12 protein-coding genes and 1 tRNA gene are annotated in these 16307 nt (G+C 72.9%); 8 read left to right on the top strand and 5 right to left on the bottom strand.

All coding sequences use genetic code 11. The features are described from left to right. Nucleotides 1-96: 96 nt before the first annotated feature. Entirely contained in the window at nucleotides 97-1710 is a 1614-nt protein-coding gene (locus ACFPLC_RS14955; protein WP_378205651.1) for a sigma-70 family RNA polymerase sigma factor, read from the bottom strand. Between the two features lie 186 nt (nucleotides 1711-1896). Here ACFPLC_RS14955 and ACFPLC_RS14950 point away from each other — a divergent pair. Beyond that, nucleotides 1897-1969 (top strand) — tRNA-Gly (locus tag ACFPLC_RS14950). A gap of 107 nt (nucleotides 1970-2076) precedes the next feature. On the opposite strand, the gene ACFPLC_RS14945 is transcribed toward ACFPLC_RS14950, so the two are convergent. Next, a complete protein-coding gene (locus ACFPLC_RS14945; protein ID WP_378205648.1) occupies nucleotides 2077-2478 on the bottom strand; it encodes an Imm7 family immunity protein in 402 nt (133 codons plus the stop codon). A 33-nt stretch (nucleotides 2479-2511) separates the two neighbouring features. Next, a complete protein-coding gene (locus ACFPLC_RS14940; protein ID WP_378205645.1) occupies nucleotides 2512-3096 on the bottom strand; it encodes a DUF2716 domain-containing protein in 585 nt (194 codons plus the stop codon). A 133-nt stretch (nucleotides 3097-3229) separates the two neighbouring features. On the opposite strand from ACFPLC_RS14940, the gene ACFPLC_RS14935 reads away from it, so the two are divergent. Continuing rightward, complete coding sequence (locus tag ACFPLC_RS14935; protein WP_378205642.1) at nucleotides 3230-3913, top strand: alpha/beta fold hydrolase; 684 nt, start codon at nucleotides 3230-3232, stop codon at nucleotides 3911-3913. On the opposite strand, the gene ACFPLC_RS14930 is transcribed toward ACFPLC_RS14935, so the two are convergent. Both ACFPLC_RS14930 and ACFPLC_RS14925 read right to left on the bottom strand, forming a co-directional pair. Next, on the bottom strand, nucleotides 3891-4514 hold the full coding sequence (locus ACFPLC_RS14930; protein ID WP_229902629.1) for a hypothetical protein: 624 nt from the start codon (nucleotides 4512-4514) through the stop codon (nucleotides 3891-3893). The genes ACFPLC_RS14935 and ACFPLC_RS14930 overlap by 23 nt on opposite strands. Before the next feature lie 89 nt (nucleotides 4515-4603). After that, complete coding sequence (locus ACFPLC_RS14925) at nucleotides 4604-6385, bottom strand: hypothetical protein (protein ID WP_378205639.1); 1782 nt, start codon at nucleotides 6383-6385, stop codon at nucleotides 4604-4606. A 215-nt stretch (nucleotides 6386-6600) separates the two neighbouring features. On the opposite strand from ACFPLC_RS14925, the gene ACFPLC_RS14920 reads away from it, so the two are divergent. The 6 genes from ACFPLC_RS14920 (at nucleotide 6601) to ACFPLC_RS14895 (ending at nucleotide 16304) form a co-directional block, all read left to right on the top strand. Next, nucleotides 6601-7788: a hypothetical protein gene (locus tag ACFPLC_RS14920; RefSeq protein ID WP_378205636.1), complete on the top strand. Its 1188-nt coding sequence runs from the start codon at nucleotides 6601-6603 to the stop codon at nucleotides 7786-7788. A gap of 108 nt (nucleotides 7789-7896) precedes the next feature. Then, the gene (locus tag ACFPLC_RS14915) at nucleotides 7897-9117 is read left to right on the top strand and encodes a hypothetical protein (RefSeq protein ID WP_378205634.1); all 1221 of its coding nucleotides are present in this window, start codon (nucleotides 7897-7899) and stop codon (nucleotides 9115-9117) included. A gap of 1 nt (nucleotide 9118) precedes the next feature. Continuing rightward, nucleotides 9119-11503: a glycosyltransferase gene (locus ACFPLC_RS14910; protein ID WP_378205631.1), complete on the top strand. Its 2385-nt coding sequence runs from the start codon at nucleotides 9119-9121 to the stop codon at nucleotides 11501-11503. Then, a complete protein-coding gene (locus ACFPLC_RS14905; RefSeq protein WP_378205628.1) occupies nucleotides 11500-12777 on the top strand; it encodes an alginate O-acetyltransferase AlgX-related protein in 1278 nt (425 codons plus the stop codon). The genes ACFPLC_RS14910 and ACFPLC_RS14905 overlap by 4 nt, the downstream gene beginning before the upstream one ends. Before the next feature lie 24 nt (nucleotides 12778-12801). Next, nucleotides 12802-13938 (top strand): class I SAM-dependent methyltransferase, encoded by a 1137-nt coding sequence (locus ACFPLC_RS14900; protein WP_378205625.1) that lies wholly within the window; start codon nucleotides 12802-12804, stop codon nucleotides 13936-13938. Then, the gene (locus ACFPLC_RS14895; RefSeq protein ID WP_378205622.1) at nucleotides 13935-16304 is read left to right on the top strand and encodes a glycosyltransferase family 4 protein; all 2370 of its coding nucleotides are present in this window, start codon (nucleotides 13935-13937) and stop codon (nucleotides 16302-16304) included. Before ACFPLC_RS14900 ends, ACFPLC_RS14895 begins: the two co-directional genes overlap by 4 nt. Nucleotides 16305-16307 lie beyond the last annotated feature (3 nt).

Here is a 16307-nt window from a genome sequence, read left to right as displayed (position 1 = left end):
CAAGCTCGGAGCAAACACCAGAACGGTACCGTGCCCGGGCTCACCCGCGCGAGGGATGAAGCGGACATCTCGCCCGCCGGACCGGATCACCGCTGATCAAGAACCCGACGGCGCGGCCGGAGCCGGGTCCGCCGGTTCGCCCGTCCCGGTGACGGCCGACGTGCTGCTCGGGCACGGCTTCTCGGAAGTCGGCGTGACCGTCGTCGACGGCTCCGACGGCTTCGAGGTGTCCGGCGCCGAGGTGTCCGGCGGCGTCTCCGTGGCGCCGGGCTCGTCCTCCTTGGGCGCCGGCTTCTCCGGGACGTCGGAGGACTGGTCCGCGGACTCGTCCGGCGGCGGGGCCGGCTTGCCGGGCCGTCCGGTGGGCGACAGCTCGGGCGCGTCGGCTTCCTCCGGAACGGGCGCTTCCGTGGACGCGGTCGTCATCGAAATGCCGGGCCGCGACACGTCCAGCCTCGGCGACGTCGCCGGGTGGTCGGACGCGGCCAAGGTCGACGGGGGCAGGTCTTCACGCGGGGCAGGCTGCTCGGCGGCCCCGCCGCTCACCGCCGCGACCGGGACCTCCCCGGCCACCGGCAGTTCGGGCACCTCGTTCGCGGCGACCTGCGGCTCCCCGCCCCGCGGCCGGGCCGGGACCGCGGCGATACCCCGGCCGTTGAGCACACCGACGCCGATCCGCGGCTCCGGCGCCGGGGGCGGCTCCGGGTGCGTCTCCGACGGCGGCACCACGACGAGCTCCGGCGCCCCGCCGACCAGCCCGACGTCCAGCTCCGGACCCGACGTGAACAGCAGCGGCCCGGCCGCGACACCGACGGCACCCACCGCGGCGGTCGACGCCAGCGCCAGCCCGATCTTCACCTTCGACCCGACCAGGACACCCTTGACCGTCGCACCCAGCCCGGCCAGCACCCCGCCGCCGCCCAGCGACGCGGCGGCCGGCACCAGCAGCACCAGCACCCCGGCGTGCGCCCGCAGCGACGAGCAGACGTCGCGCAGCTCGTCCTGCGTCGCCCGGCACGACGGGCAGCTGTGCAGGTGCGCCTTGATCCGCTCGGCCTCGGCGCCGGTGACGCTGCCCGCGGTGAACCCGCCGAGCTTCTCGACCACCGCCCGGCACGAGTCCGGCCCCCGGTTCACCGAGAGGTGGGCCTGCAGGTACGCCGCACGCAGCCCCTGCCGCGCCCGGCGGGCCAGAGCGGCGGTGGCGTTCGCGCTCAACCCGAAATGGGGCGCGACCATCGCGGGCTGCTCGCCCTCGACCTCGGTCTGCCACAGCACCGTCCGCCACCGCTCGGGCAAGCTCGTGAACGCGGTCGTGATCAGCGTGTGCTCGGCCGTGCGGGCGTGCGTGTCCGCACCCGCCCCGGCGCGGAAGGTCAGTTCGTCGTCGGACACCGGGACGTCCCGGCGCGCACCGTGCCACTCCCACGACACCCGGCGGGCCACGGTCAGCAGGTAGGCGCGGACGTAGTCACGGGGACCGGCACCCCGGCGGAGAGCCTGCAAGACGCGGAAGAACGTCTCCGCGGTGATGTCCTCGGCCTCGGACCGATCGGCGGCCAGGCTCTGCGCGAGCCGGCGGACCGCGGCGGCGTGCAGCTCGAACAGCTCCCCGAAGGCGGCGTCCTCGCCGTTGCGCAGCCGTTGCAGCAGGGCCTGCTCGTCGGATTCCGAGGCCGCTGGTGGCGGCACCGTGCCCAGCTCGGTCATCCGGCCCGGCACCTCCTCCCCGAAGGTCTCCCCATTCGGTCGAATGGGGACACCATACGGAGGGAATCAGCCGTCGTCACCCCTTGTACGCCAGCTGTGACACCGAAGCACCGCCCCGGCGAGGGGGGACCCGGTGACAGAGCCCGGACGCGGAGGGTATAGAGTTCTTCCCATCAGCAAGACAACGCGGATGTAGCGCAGCTGGTAGCGCATCACCTTGCCAAGGTGAGGGTCGCGGGTTCGAATCCCGTCATCCGCTCGCGATCGAAGGGCTGTACCGGTGGGAAACGCCGGTGCGGCCCTTTCGCTATTTCACCCGGGGGGCTGAGCCCCCGGGACCTCCCAGGCTGCGTGCGCCGGGCCTCGTCAGAGCTCGTAGGTGTCGAGGACGGTGGGCGCCACGGGGGTCAGGTGGACGTCTTCGCGCTCGGTCACCTGCCCTCGGGCCATCCGGTAGACGCGGAAGTTGTTGTCGTTGTCCGGGTCCTGGTCGTCCCAGGTGTGGAGAAGACCGTAGGAACCCGGGGCAAGTTCGCCCGCCCGGGTGAAGAGTTCGAGGAGATCGGCGGCGATCGGGCCGCCGTGCTTGTCGAAACCACCGAAGTGGAGCATCGGCATTCCCGCGCTCCAGCGGAGGTCGACCAGGTCGAAGTCGCCCGCGTCGCGGATCGCGCGGTGGACGCGGTCGACCAGGCGCTCCAGGAGCGCCGCGTCGTCGTCACCGCTCGCGGTCGCCTGGATGGTCACCCAGCCGTGATATTCGAACACCCGCAGAACGGTAGCAAGAGATCGATCGGCCGCTCAGCGGGCCAGCTCGGACGGCATTTCGGGGGTCCGGGTGGCGGAGCCCCCGGCCGTCTCGGACGGCTTCCCGTCGCGGCGCAGCACGTTCGTCAGCACGCCCTCACCCAGCCGCTCGAACGCCGGCACCAGCTTTTCGCCGAACACGCACAGCGTCCGCTCCCACGGGTGGCCGAGCGTGCCGAAGGAGAAGTCCGCCGCCAGGAACAGGTGGTAGTCCGCGCGCGGGAACACCGGCACCGGCCACCGGGCGCTCCCGGACATCAGGTGCGGCCGGACGCGGTAGGACTGGTGCTGCCAGTGCAGCGCCCACATCCAGTCGTCGGGGCCGCAGACCTCGCGGAACGCGGCCAGCGCGATCGTCGCGACCTGGTGCTCCTCGACCGCGTACGGACCCAGGCGGAACTCCGCCGAGGCGCGGTCCAGGTCGCCGGGCGAAAGGTCCCACGTCCGCGACGGCACCGGCTCCCGGAACCCGGGCCAGGCGTGCGGGTAGGTGCTCGGCCAGAACGCCAGCTTGTCGTACACCCAGTACCAGGCGGGCTCGTCGACGACGCGGGAGACGGCTTCCCAGGCAGCATTCACGGTTGAGACCTCTAGTCGGCCAGGCGCGGAAGAACACGCGAAAGCTTCGTGTTCACCCTCCGGTTTGTCCAGTCCCCGTCCGCCCGCCGCGAACTGTGTCACTCATCCGGGTGGGTTCTGCCAAGTTGTCACCATGCGGGTCCTCTTCGTCCACGGCGCCTTCGTCCGCGACGGCGCGTGGTGGTGGCAGCCGACGGCCGACGTCCTCGCCCGGCACGGTCTGCGCAGTTCAGCGGCGGTGCTGCCGAGCTGCGAGGCCGAGCCGCGCGGAGATCTCCACGACGACGCCGCGGCCGTCCGCGCCCTGCTCGACGGCTCGGACGAACCCGCGCTGCTCGTCGGTCACTCGTACGGCGGCATGGTGATCACCACAATGGGCGATCACCCGGCGATCCACCGGCTCGTCTACGTGACGTCGTTTCTGCCGGACGTCGGCGAGGCCCTCGCGGACTTCGGGACCGGCGAGCCGCCGCCGTGGCACGTCAGCCACGGAGACGGCACCGCGAGCGTCCGGGAGGAGCTGGTGCGGCCGCTGTTCGCCCAGGACTTCGACGACCGCACGTACGCCGCGGCCGCCGCCCGGCTCACCACCCAGAACGAGGCGGTGTTCGGCCGGCCCGCGACCCGGGCGGCGTGGCGGGACGTCCCCTCGACCTACCTCCTCTGCGCCGAAGACCGGGCGACGCTGCCCGAGACCCAGCGGAAACAGGCGGCGCGCGCCACCGACGTCGTCGAACTGCCGGTGGCGCACCACCCCTTCGTCACTCAGCCGGAATTGGTGGCCGGCGTGCTGCTCAGGCTGCGTCCCACAGGGTGAGGAACGCCGACGCCTCACTGCTCGCCCAGAGGCGCAGCCGTTCGCGGTCGCGGGCGGAGAGCTGGTACTCCTTCGCCCGGCGGACGTCGATCACCAGCGCCTCCCCGCCGGGCAGGATGTCCGGCATCGCCTGCTCCAGCACCCACAGCGCGAGCTGCGCCGAGGCCTTCGCCAGTGGCTCCTCCTTGAAGTAGAGCCAGGTCGCGTACCGGCGGCCGTCGCTCTTGCGCAGCCCCATCTGCGGGCTGACGCCGATCTCCAGCTCCCCGATCCGGCAGCGGCCGCGCCCCACGTCGACCAGCTTCGGCGACCGGCGGCCGAGGTACCGCAGCCAACCCTCCGCGATGGCCGCGTAGTGCGGTTTCGTGCGCTCGTCGGCGGCGTTGACGAGCGCGCGCAGCGCCACCTCGTCCTGGTTCGCCGCCCGGCCGGAGCGCACCGCGTTGGCGGCCCGCCGGTAGTAGTTGAACGCCGCCCGCGCCGGATCTTCGTACTGACGGCGCTGCCGCCGGACGAACGACGACCGCGACGGCCCGGAACTCGCGCTGTAGCCCACGAACGTGGACAGGGTGATGTAGGCCATGGCCCTGCCTTCCTCCATCACGCCACCCGCGGACGCGGGCGGCATCTCCCCTGGACAACGCCCATTTTAGAACATATGTACGACAGTTTCCGGGGCCTGACGGGTGACTAGCGCAGGGTGAACGTGACGAGGTCCGTCGATTCGGAACGGGTGAGCGGGAGCCCGTCGAGCGGGCGGGTCAGCGCGGCCTGGTACGGCGTGCCGGTGGCCGCGACCTTCAGCACCAGCACCTGCTGGATGCCGTACTTCCGCAGCACGTCGACGCTGTGCGCGTCCGGGAAGGTCTTGCCGGCCTCGACGATCTCGCCGTAACTCGGCGGCAGGAGCCCGTTGTGGCCGTTGGCCAGCGGCGGGAAGCCGTCGGTCGACCAGAACTGGTAGACGAACTCGCTGAACTGGCCGGGGTCCTGGCTGATCGGCAGCATGAGGGCCGGGCGAGGGTTGTTCTCGAAGGCCTTGGCGACGTCCGGCGGGATACCCGGCGGCGAGGGGTGCGCCTGGTCCGGAACGCCCTCCAGCACCGCGAACAGCGCCGGCACCACGAGCAGGGCCTGCAGGAACCGGCCCCGGTCGTACGTCGTGTCGAGGGTGCGCAGCCACTCGGCCGTGCGGGTCAGCGCGCCGGCGGCCAGCACGGCCAGCAGCAGGAGCACCCACAGCATCAGGCGGCCCGGCGTGCGCAGCGCGTCCCAGCCCGGCAGGTACCGCCACAACAGGTAGTAGGTGTAGTCGCCGCCGAAGAAGTGCGAGCCGAGCGCGAACACCGTCACCACGACCGTCGCGACGCCGAGCCACACCCGCACGCGAACCGACCAGACGCTGAAGAACAGCCCCGCCAGCGCCACGAGCAGCACCGCCAGCCCGGGGAACAGGAGCTTCTCGGCCACGCCCGGCAACGTCGTCCAAGCGGGGTCGGCGAAGGCGCCGGTGCGCGGGTCCAGCGGGGTGTCCTGCCAGAGCCAGGTCGAGGCCAGCGTGCCGAGGAGCCCCTGCGGCGGCGGTGAGTAGAGCTGCACCTCGTCCCAGCCGCGGGTGAAGCCGTACTGCTCGACGACCTGCCGGTACGGGATGGTCATCAGGTAGGTGACCACGAGGAACACGGCCGCGCCGGCGGCGTCGGCGACGAACAGCCGGGTACCGAACCGCTGCCACCCCCGGACCGCCGTGACGAGCAGGACCAGTCCGATGACGCCGAGCAGGTAGACGAACGGGATGCCGACCGCGAAACCGAGGGTGACCTGCCAGGCGGCGATCAGCCAGCCGGCGACCGCCCACCCCGGCCGGGCCAGCTCGGGACGCCGGCCGTGGCGCAGGGAGTAGCCGTGCGCACGGGCGAGGGCGAACAGCGCCAGCGCGATCCCGCCGGAGGAGAGGATGTTCAGGTGGCTGACGTGGGTGAGCCGCCAGGGCGCCCAGGCGAAGACGACGCCGGCGAGCGCCGCCGCCTGCCAGTTCCCGCCCAGCTGCCGGATCAGCAGGTAGGCGCCGGCGAAGGCGAGCGCGAACGCGAAGACGAGGACGGCGTTGTAGCGCATGATCGCGGCGTACGGCCCGTCGCCCAGCAGCCCCAGCGGGAGGTAGCCGAGCAACGAGTCGGAGAAGGCGAAGCTGCCGGTCGCCGGGTAGAGCGTGTTGCCGGTCCACAAGCTGCCACCGGCGGTGACGAAGTGGTGCTGCCACGCGAGCTGCCAGGCCTGCAGCAGCGGATCGCCGAGGTCCCCGGTGACCAGGGACCGCGGGTGCAGCACCACCTGGTGGTTGAACACCGCGGAAAGCAGGAAGCCGGCCAGGACGGCGAAGACGCCCTCCCGGATCCTCGCGCGCCGGCCGCGGCCGTCCCGGGCGTCGCCGGTGACGTCGTTCGCGCCAGGCAGCTCTTCAGTGATCAACCCCGACTCCCCTCGTCGCCACCGGGCGCGGCGCGCACGGGCCGTCACCAGGGCAGCCGGACGATACCCGACCTGCCGGAACCGGTTCGTGACCGGGAAGACTCCCGCCGGAGCGGCTCTTGCGCTACGTTGCCGATCAACCTCAAACTGCAACCGCGCAGGTCGGCCGCACACGTGCCAGACTGACGCCCCGGATGGTGGATGGGGGTCCAACCATGAGCTGGCAGGAGGACCTGCGCCGACTCGACGCCGACCTGGCGACGGGCCGGATCGAGCCGGCCGTGCACCGCAAGGAGCGGGACGAGCTGCTGGCGCAGGCATCGGGGTCGACCGTGCCCTCGCCGGTGCCCTCGCCCCTGCGCCGGCCCGCGCCGACCTCGTGGCACAGCACGAACCCCGCCGCGCCGCAGCAGCACGAGCCGCCGTCGGCGCCGCCGCCGCAGCGGGTCGAGTCGCCGTCGCCCGCGCAGTACCAGCCCGTGCAGTACCGGCCGCAGCCTCCCGCGCCCCCGGCGCCACCGTGGCAGCGGACGGGTGTGGCTCCGGCCGGGGAGAAGACGGCGGCTCCGCGCGCCCTCCCGGAGTTCCCGGACCACCTGACGACCGCGCCGAGCCCGGCCGACATCGTCCCGACCCGCTACCTGCAGGTCGAGGGCCAGGTGCCGGGCGCGTCCGCGGTCAGCCGGTTCCCGCCGGTGACCCCGGCAGGCGGCCACCCGGCGCACTCGCAGCCCGGCGAGCCCGAAGAGGCACCGGGGAAGCACCGCTCGGACGAGACCACCGGCGGGCGGCGGCCGGCCTGGCTGTTCGTCGCGCTGGGTGTGCTGGTCGTGCTGGGCATGGTCGCGGGGGCGACCGTGTGGCTCGGTTCGGGCACCGATTCGGCGGCGCCCGCGCCGACGTCGCGGGTGCCGCAGTCGAGCGCGGCCGGCGTCCGTCCCGAACCGCTGGAAGACCGGTTGCCGACGCCCCCCGGCGCGGCCAACCCCAACAACTCCACGATGTCGATCGCGAAAGCGCGCGACTTCGGCCTGTTCCCCGCGCCGACGGCCGACCTGTTCACCGCGAACGGGGCGAAGGAAGTGGTGTTCCGGGGATCCGCCGACGGTGACGTCTCCTACCTGACGCTGGTCGTCCCGACCGGGGGGCCGGCCAACGCGCAGAACGTCGTCGAGACCCTCTACCAGCAGGGGCTGGCGTCGTCCGGGATGCGCCCGGTGACCGCCGATATCCGGACGGTCTCCGGCCGGTTCCAGGACAAGTTCCTGAACACGAGCTGGTACGGCTCGGGCAGCAACGTCGTCATCATCGGCGTCGGCCTGCCCTACCGCGGCCAGTCCGGCATGAGCGGCCAGCTGGACGCGCTCGTGAAGCAGTTCGAAAGCGTCCTGCCCGCCGGTTGACGGCCCTGGTCACGAAACGACCCTCGGGGCCCCGGTGAGCAGGGCTGAGTGCACAATGATGCGTGAGCTGGCTCGGCTGGCAACCGCTGACGAGAAGGGGGCCGGGTTTTGTCCTGGCAGGAGGAACTGCGCCGGTTGGACGAAGAGCTGGCCGCTGGCCAGATTTCGGCTGACGACTACCGGGTGCGCCGGGACGGTGTCCTGTCCGCGGCCGTCAACGCCGATTCCCAGGCCGCGCCCGCCACGGGCGGCTCGGCGGAGAGCACCCAGATCATCGCCCCGGTGAACCCGCCGCAGAGCGCACCGACCCCGGCGCAGCAGCCCGGCGGCGCGAGTGCGGCGGACCAGACCCAGATCGTCAACTCCTCCTTCGGCGGCGGCGAGCGCACCCAGGCGGTCGGCCAGGGCGGCGCGCCGCAGGGCTGGGCACCGGGCGCGCAGCCGGGCGACGCCGAGCGCACGCAGGTCGTGCCAGGTGTGCCGCCGCAGGCGGTCGCCGGCGGGTACCGGCCGCAGGGCCAGGGCTCGGGCGGGTTCCCCGCCCAGCAGACACCGCAGTACCACCCGCCGCAGGGCCAGCAGCAGATGCCGTGGAACGCGCCCAGCCAGGACACGAGCACCCCGTGGGGCGCCTCCGAGTTCCCGGCCGACACGAACTGGGTCGCGCAGGGCCCGGAGCCGTCGTTCGAGACCACCCCGGCCAAGGGCGGCAAGAAGGTCCTCGCGATCGTCCTCGCCGTCGTCGTGCTCGCCGGCCTCGGCGTGGGCGGGTACTTCCTGTTCTCCGGCAACTCCGACGACAAGAACCCGCCGGTGGCCCAGTCCTCGAGCGCGCCGCCGTCGCCGACGCAGAAGCCGAAGGACGACCTGGAGATCGCCAAGCTGCCCGGCAACGTCCTTTCGACGACCGACTTCGGGAGCTTCGACGAGCTCAAGGCCGCCAACGTGCTCACGGAGGGCGAGTACAACGCGCTCACCGACGCCCAGGTGAGCAAGGCGCGCCAGTCGGTGTCCAAGCTGCCTTCCGGCGCCACCGCGGTCGTGCTCACCCTCAAGACGGCCGGCGCGGCCAACGCGGCCAACGCCGTCGAGCAGCTCACCGAGCAGCAGGTGAAGTTCAAGCTCGTCAAGTACACCGGCAGCGCGCCCGCCGGCGTGGAGGTCATGCAGCTCGTCAAGGAAGACGGCACCGCACTGGTCCGCGTGCACTACGTGCACAAGCAGACGGTCGTCCGCGTCCACGTCGACGGTCCGGACCTGGGCACCGTCTCGAAGGTGTTCGACGAAATCCTCGCGAAGCAGCTGACCGAGCTGCCCGTCACCGGCTGACATGGCCGGGAACCGGTCCGGAGATCCCGCGCCACGGTTCGCCGCCTGCACCGTCGTCACCCGGGATCGGCGAGCCGTCGCGGACGTGCTCGCCGAGTCCTACCGCGCGCACCACCCCGGCCACGGCTTCACCGTGCTCGTCGCCGACGACGAGGCGGCGCCCGCCGAGCTCGGCCTGGACCCGGACGAATACCACCGGCTGGTCACCTGCCACGCCGGGGCGGACCTCGCCGACGTCCTCCGGCCGCTCCTGGTGCGCCGCCTGCTGGACCGGTCCGACGTGGTCGTCCTGCTCGACCCGGACATCGAGGTCCACGCGCCGTTCGAGGACGTCGCCGCGCTCGCGGCCGGTCACGGCCTGGTCGTCGCGGCGGCCCTGCTCGCACCGCTGCCGCAGGACGGCCTGGAGCCGGAGCACGTTCCCGGCGTCTTCGACGGGTTCCTCGCGGCCGGCCAGGACGCCCGGCCGTTCCTCGACCACTGGGCCGACCGGGCCCGCCGGCGCGCGCCGCACCGGACCGGGCCGACGTGGCGGTGGCCGGACCTGCTGGCCGGCGTGTTCGACCACCTCGTCGTCCGCGATCCCGGCCTCGCCGTCGGCTACTGGAACCTGCACGAGCGCCCGGCGACCGGGCTCAAGTTCCTGGCGTTCCGCGGCTACGACCCCGAAACGCCGTGGCTGCTCACCGCCGACTGCCGGCAGCGGCCGCGGGTCCGGCTCTCCGCCGAACCGGTGCTGCGAGAACTCTGCGAGCGCTACGGCGAACGCATCGGAACCGGCGCGTCCGGCGATTCGCCGTACGCCACGCTGCCCGGAGGCACGCCGCTCACCAGTGTGATGCGGCAGCTGTACCACGACGCCTGGAGCCGCGCGGAGCACCTCCGCGAGACACCGGATCCACTCGGCCGCGTCGCCGAAAAGCTGCCGCCGCACCCGTTCGGCGACGACGGCGGACGGGCGTTCCGGCAGTGGCTGACCGAGCCCGCGTCGCCGCTGGACGCCGCCACCGGGCTGACCCGGCTGGCCGCCGCGGTCTGGCTCGCCCGGGTCGACCTGCAGGCGGTGTTCCCGCACCCGCGTGGCGCGCACCGCGCCGCCTTCCGGCAGTGGTGCGCCACGCACGGGGTCGAGGAAGGCCTGCTCCCGGCGTGGGCCGTGCCGGCCGAGCCGCCGCCTCCCGTCCCGCCGGTGGACGAGTTCGGCGTCAACGTCGCCGGCTACCTGACCGCCGAGCTCGGGCTCGGCGAGATGGCCCGGGTGGTCCAGCGGGCGATCGCGGCGGCCGGCGTGCCGATGGTGTCGGTCGTCGAGGAGCACTCGCTGTCCGGATCGGTCCGCACCGGCCTGGCGGCCCCGGACGACGTCGGCGCACCCCGGTTCGGCGTCAGCCTGCTCACCGTGAACTCGGACTTCACCCGGCTGATCCTCGACACCCACCCGGACACCGGCGCCGGCCGCTACCGGATCGGGCTGTGGGCGTGGGAGCTGGAGGACTTCCCGGCGGCGATGCACGACGGGTTCGCGCTCGTCGACGAGATCTGGACGCCCAGCGAGTTCGCCACCCGCGCGATCGCGGCGCACTCACCGGTGCCGGTCCGGACCATTCCGGTGCCCGTGCCGGACCCCGGCGAACCGGTGCGGGAACCGGCGCCCGTGACGCAGTTCCTCTTCATCTTCGACTTCAACTCCACCGGCGGCCGGAAGAACCCGTGGGGCGTCGTCGAGGCGTTCCACCGCGCCTTCCCCGGCCGCGAAGACGTCCACCTCGTGCTCAAGGCCACCAACGGGCATCTGAACACCCCCGCCGTCGAACGGCTGCGACGCGCGATCGGCGGTGACCCGCGGATCGAGCTCCTGGAGCGCTATCTCACCGTGGCCGAACTCGGCGCCCTGTATGCCAGGACCGACGCCTACGTTTCATTGCACCGCAGTGAGGGCTTCGGGCTCACGGTCGCGGAGGCGATGGTCAGGGGGATACCGGTGATCGCCACCGACTACTCGGGCACGACCGAGTTCTTCGGCCCCGACCACGGCTGGCCGGTGCCCTTCACGATGACCGACGTCGGCCCCGGGTGGCCGCCCTACCAGCCCGAAGGCCGGTGGGCCGACCCGGATCTCGACGTCGCGGCCGCGGCGATGCGCGCGGTCGCCGAAGACCGGGCCGAAGCCCGGCGGCGGGGGCAGGCCGCCCGCGAGCACATCCTGCGGACCCGGTCGACGCAGGCCGCCGCGGAGTGGCTGCGGGAGCGGCTGGCCGAAGCCCACCAGACCTGGCTGGCGGGGCGCGAACCCCGGCCGGCCCCGCGGCACCCGCTGGTCGCCGGCGCCCGCCGGGCGCTCCGGCCGGTCCGCGCCGCGGCCAGAAGACTGGGGGTGACGGCGTGACGAGGACGCAGGGGCCGAAGCCCACGATGCCGCCCGTCTACGAGGCCTTCCTCCCGCGCGAACACGCGCTGTACCGGCCGCGCCACGGCCGCAAGCAGCTGACCGCGCTCGTGTGCGCGACGATCTTCCTGGCCACCCCCGCCATGTCGGCGATCCTCGGCGCGCGGCCGTCGGAGTTCGAGAACCGCAAGCTCACCCCGTTCCCCAGCATCGGCCAGGGCTGGTCGTTCTTCCCGCAGCTGAGCCAGTGGACGACCGACCACCTCGTGTTCCGCGAGCAGGCGGTGCACGCCGCCGACGGCATCAGCCGCGGGGTGTTCGGCGAGCCGCCACCGCTGCACCAGGAGAACCAGCAGGGTCCGCTGCAGGTGCCCGCCGACACCGCGCCGACCAAACTGGACCCGCGTCAGTTCCCGGACGTCATCGAGGGCAAGGACGGCTGGCTCTACCTCGGCGACGAGGCCACCAGCCACTGCGTGCAGACGGTCAGCCTGGACACCACGTTCGCCCGCCTGCGTGCCTTCCGCGACGCGGTCGAGGCATCGGGACGGCAGTTCGCGGTCGTCGTCGCGCCCGACAAGATCGGCATGGTCCCGCAGCACCTGCCCGGCAGCTACCTCGGCAAGGACTGCCGCGACAAGGTGGCGGACGAGTTCTGGCGCCGGGTCGACGCCGAGAACTTCATGATCGACGTGCGCGGCCCGATGCAGGACTGGGCGAACCGCAAGGGCGAGGCGCTCTACGGCCCGCAGGACGCGCACTGGTCGGACGAAGGCGCCATCACCGCCGTCCGCGCGGTCGCCGAGAAACTGCGTCCGGGGATCAGCGCGAAGTGGCGGCTGCAGCCGAAGGAGGACTGGCAGCTGCCCGCCGACCTGCCGCCGCTGATCGGCCGGACCGGCGTCACCGAGGGCACGCACTACGCGCTGATGCCGGACGGCAAGACCGACCGGACCCGGCCGATGCCCAACGACTACGTCACTCCCGTGCACACCGACACCACCCACGGCGACGGCACCTACGGCCTGCGCACGGCGTGGATCGGCGACTCGTTCACCATCCGCGCCCTCCCGTACCTCGCCGCGACCTTCGGCGACCTGACCGCGCTCCACACGAGCACGGCCGACCACGACGGCGGCGAAGCCGTCGGGAACCTGCTGCAGCGCAGCGACGTCGTGGTCATCGAACTGACCGAACGCGGGTTCGCCTCCGGCGCGGTGTCGCTCCTGCTGCCGCAGGTGCAGCAGAACATCGCCGGCAAGCTTGCCCGATGACCGAACCGACCCGGGGGAAACCACATGTCCGCTGACCGCGTGGCCACCGCACTGGCCCGCTTGGACGAACACCGCGAGCTGCACCTGCCGCTGCGCAAGAGCGACCTGCTCGGCAGGCTGGCGATGCGTTTCCTGTGGAAGCGCCAGGTGAAGTGGCAGATCGAAGCCAACCTCGCCGTCCGTGACGCGCTCGACGCGGTCCACCAGCTCCTCCGCGAGCACCAGGACCAGCTGGCGGGCACCCGCGACCTGGTCAGCACGCAGCAGCTGGCCCACGAAGTCGACCAGCTGCGCCGGCACGACCAGACCATGACCGCCGGGCTCAACCAGCGGCTGTACTCCGGCTTGGGCAGGCTCGAATCCGAGCTGGGCGAGCTGCGGCTGCGCCAGGCGGAAACGGAGGAGGCCGGCCACGACACCGACCAGCGGCTGAAGGCCCTCGAAGCGCAGGCGGCCGCATCGGCGTCGGCGACGGCGGACGTCCGGCTCCGCCACGCGCAGCTGGATCTCGCGCTCGACCGGGTCCGCGCGGGAGCGGCGGTGGAGGACGTCGCCGCCGACGTCGCCGACCGCGAGTCGTTCCTCGAACTGGCGGTCTCGGAGCTGCTCGACGGGCCCGCGGACCGCGTCCGCGAGGCCCGCCGGAGCCACCTCCCGCTGATCACCGCCGCTCGGGACGCCGGCGCCACGGGCCCCGTGTTCGACGTCGCGGCCGGCCGGGGCGAATGGCTGGAGGTCCTCCGCGCGGCCGGGCTGCCGTACGCGGCCGCGTCGGACAACGCGCTGGTCAGGCGGCACTGCGCCAAGCTCGGCTTCGACGTCACCGCGCAGAACGCACTGGCGGCGCTCGCCGGGCAGCCTGCTCGTTCGCTGGGCGCCGTGACCGCGTTCCGGTTCGCCGAACGGCTGGCGCCCGACACGCTCGCCCGCTTCACCGACCTGGCCGCCGCCGCGCTGCAGCCCGGTGGCGTCCTGCTCGTCGAGACGCCGGGCCCGGACGCGGCGGCCGACTTCCGGCTGGACCCGTTCGCCCGCAAGCCCCTGGACCCCGTGTACCTGCGGTTCCTCGCCGATTCGGCCGGCTTCGCCGAGGTCGAGGTCCGCGTGTCCGAGGCGGCACACGGGTTGGACGAGCGCCTGTGCCTGGTCGCCCGCCGATGAAAGCCAGCCAGCGCGCCGTGCTGTGGACGCCGCTGCCGCCGCAGACCAGCGGCATCGCGGACTACAGCCACCACCTGCTCGAAGCACTGGCCGAACTGACCGACGTCGCCGCCGTGACCGAGTCCCCGGCGACGGCACGGGCCCCCGGCGGGGTTCCCGTGCTGAGCCCGGACGAGGAGGCCGGCGGGCTGCCGGTCTACCAGATCGGCAACCACGCCGGGGTCCACGCCTGGATCCACCGCCAAGCCGTGGCGCGGCCGGGCCTCGTCGTGCTCCACGACCCGTCGCTGCTCGACCTCCACGCCGGGCTGGCGGGCGGGGTCGGCACGGACGAGTTCCGCCGGGAGGTCCGGTACGCGCACGGCCCGATCTGGGGGCACTCCCACGATCCGGCCCTGCTCCACGGCCTGCCTGCCATCGAGGTCGACGGCGTCAAGACCCTCGACCACGCGACGCTGACCATGGAACGCCGGCTCGTCACCGGCAGCCGCGGGGTGCTCGTGCACGACCCGCACACGGCGGAGTTCCTGCGGGCCCGCTATCCGGGGGTTCCGGTGCACGCGGTGCCGCACGGCGCGAACCTGCTCGACGAAGCCCGCCGCGGGCCGATCCGGTCGGCGCTGGGGTGGACCGACGACCAGGTCGTCTTCGGGGTCTTCGGCAGCCTGGCCGAGCACAAGCGGGTCACCGCGGCGGTGCTGGCCTTCGTCGAGCTGCGCCGCCGCTGGCCGAACGCGCGGCTGCTGATCGCCGGGCACGCCGGGGTGCCGTCACTACTGGCCCAGCTGCGGGAAACCATCGACCGGAGCGGCTTCGCCCAGTCCGTCCACTTCGAACTGTCGCCGGCGGAGTCCCGGTTCGACGACCTGGTGCTGGCCTCGGACGCCGTGCTCAGCCTGCGCTGGCCGACCGCGGGCGAGACCAGCGGCACGATGATGCGGGCGTTCGGCGCCGGCCGCGTCGTGCTCACCAGCGACCTGCCGCAGCACCGCCACTTCGACGCGTCGTTCTGCTGGACGGTGCCCACCGAACCGGCCGGTGAAGCCGCGGAACTGTACCGGCTGCTCGAGCGGGCGGTGCTGTGGCCGGAGGAGCTGCGCGCGGCCGGGAAGCTCGCGCGCGAGTGGGTGCGGGAGCACGCGACCTGGTCGATCGCCGCACAGGGCTACGCCGCCGCGATCGAGGCGGGTCACGGTGTCGTGGCACCGGTGCCCGTGGTCCGGCGCCCCGGGGTGAACGTCTTCGCCGACGTCCGCGCGACCACCGGCCTCTCGGAGTCCGCTCGCCGCCACGTCCAGGCGCTCGCCGCGGCCGGTGCGAACCTCACCTTCACCGAGTTCAACAGCCAGGCGCCCTACCGGTCGATCCCGGTGCCGCCGGACATCGCCGCGCTGCGCCGCGGCAAGGAGTTCGACGTCGACCTGTGGATCGTCAACGTCAACGAGTGGCAGTTGATCCCGGAGCACGCGCTCGACCGCTACACGATCGGCCTGTGGGCGTGGGAACTGCCGGAACCCCCGGTGCACGCGATGCCCCACCTGCCGGGGATCGACGAGCTGTGGGTGCTCTCGTCGTTCGTCTCGGACTCCTTCCGGACGGTGACGGACATCCCGATCACCGTCGTGCCGAGCGTGGTCCCGCAGGCGCCGGCGATCGCCGGGAACCGGGCGAAGTTCGACCTGCCCGAGACCGGCCCGATCGTGCTGTTCACCTTCAGCGCGTCGTCCAGCGACGCCCGGAAGAACCCCTGGGCGGTGATCGAGGCCTTCCGCCGGGCGTTCCCGGCCGAAGATCGCGGCACGAAGGCCCACCTGGTGCTCAAGGCCAACAACCTGGAGCGCTTCCCCGAGCTGGACACCGTGTTGAGCGCGGCCGTCGCCTCGGTCAACGGGACCCTGCTGCGCCGCGAGATGTCCCGCGACGACATGGACACGCTCCTGGCGACCTGTGACGTCTACACGTCACTGCACCGGTCGGAGGGGTTCGGCCTCGGGATGGCCGAGGCGATGGCCATGGGCAAGGCGGTGGTGGCGACCGGTTTCGGCGGCAACATCGACTTCATGCCGCCGGGCTCGGCCGCGGTGGTCGGCTACGACGTCCGCCCGATCTCGAAGCACGACCACCGGTTCGGCGCCGAGTTCGGCGACTGGTACACCGTCGGCCAGCTGTGGGCCGAGCCCGACATCGACCAGGCCGCGCGCTGGCTGCGGAAGCTGGCCACGAGCCCGCGGCTGCGTGCCGAAATGGGCGCGAAGGCCATCGAGGCGATCAGGGACTGGTGCAGCCCGGCGGCGGTCGGGCGGATCATGACCGAGCGGCTGGCCCAGCTGGCCCGCGACGGCGTGCCGGTGAAGGTGCGGAGCTGAAGC

Source organism: Amycolatopsis plumensis, assembly GCF_042652605.1.
GTDB classification, from domain to species: domain Bacteria; phylum Actinomycetota; class Actinomycetes; order Mycobacteriales; family Pseudonocardiaceae; genus Amycolatopsis; species Amycolatopsis plumensis.
Note: the sequence above shows the minus strand (reverse complement) of the source record. Positions and strands in the feature narration are given on the sequence as shown.

Excerpts from the sequence above, each read along its gene's own strand:
- ACFPLC_RS14935 (WP_378205642.1), top strand. The coding sequence starts at position 3,230 with ATGCGGGTCCTCTTCGTCCACGGCGCCTTCGTCCGCGACGGCGCGTGG.
- ACFPLC_RS14900 (WP_378205625.1), top strand. The coding sequence starts at position 12,802 with ATGTCCGCTGACCGCGTGGCCACCGCACTGGCCCGCTTGGACGAACAC.
- ACFPLC_RS14895 (WP_378205622.1), top strand. The coding sequence starts at position 13,935 with ATGAAAGCCAGCCAGCGCGCCGTGCTGTGGACGCCGCTGCCGCCGCAG.
- ACFPLC_RS14930 (WP_229902629.1), bottom strand. The coding sequence starts at position 4,514 with ATGGAGGAAGGCAGGGCCATGGCCTACATCACCCTGTCCACGTTCGTG.
- ACFPLC_RS14910 (WP_378205631.1), top strand. The coding sequence starts at position 9,119 with ATGGCCGGGAACCGGTCCGGAGATCCCGCGCCACGGTTCGCCGCCTGC.
- ACFPLC_RS14920 (WP_378205636.1), top strand. The coding sequence starts at position 6,601 with ATGAGCTGGCAGGAGGACCTGCGCCGACTCGACGCCGACCTGGCGACG.
- ACFPLC_RS14955 (WP_378205651.1), bottom strand. The coding sequence starts at position 1,710 with ATGACCGAGCTGGGCACGGTGCCGCCACCAGCGGCCTCGGAATCCGAC.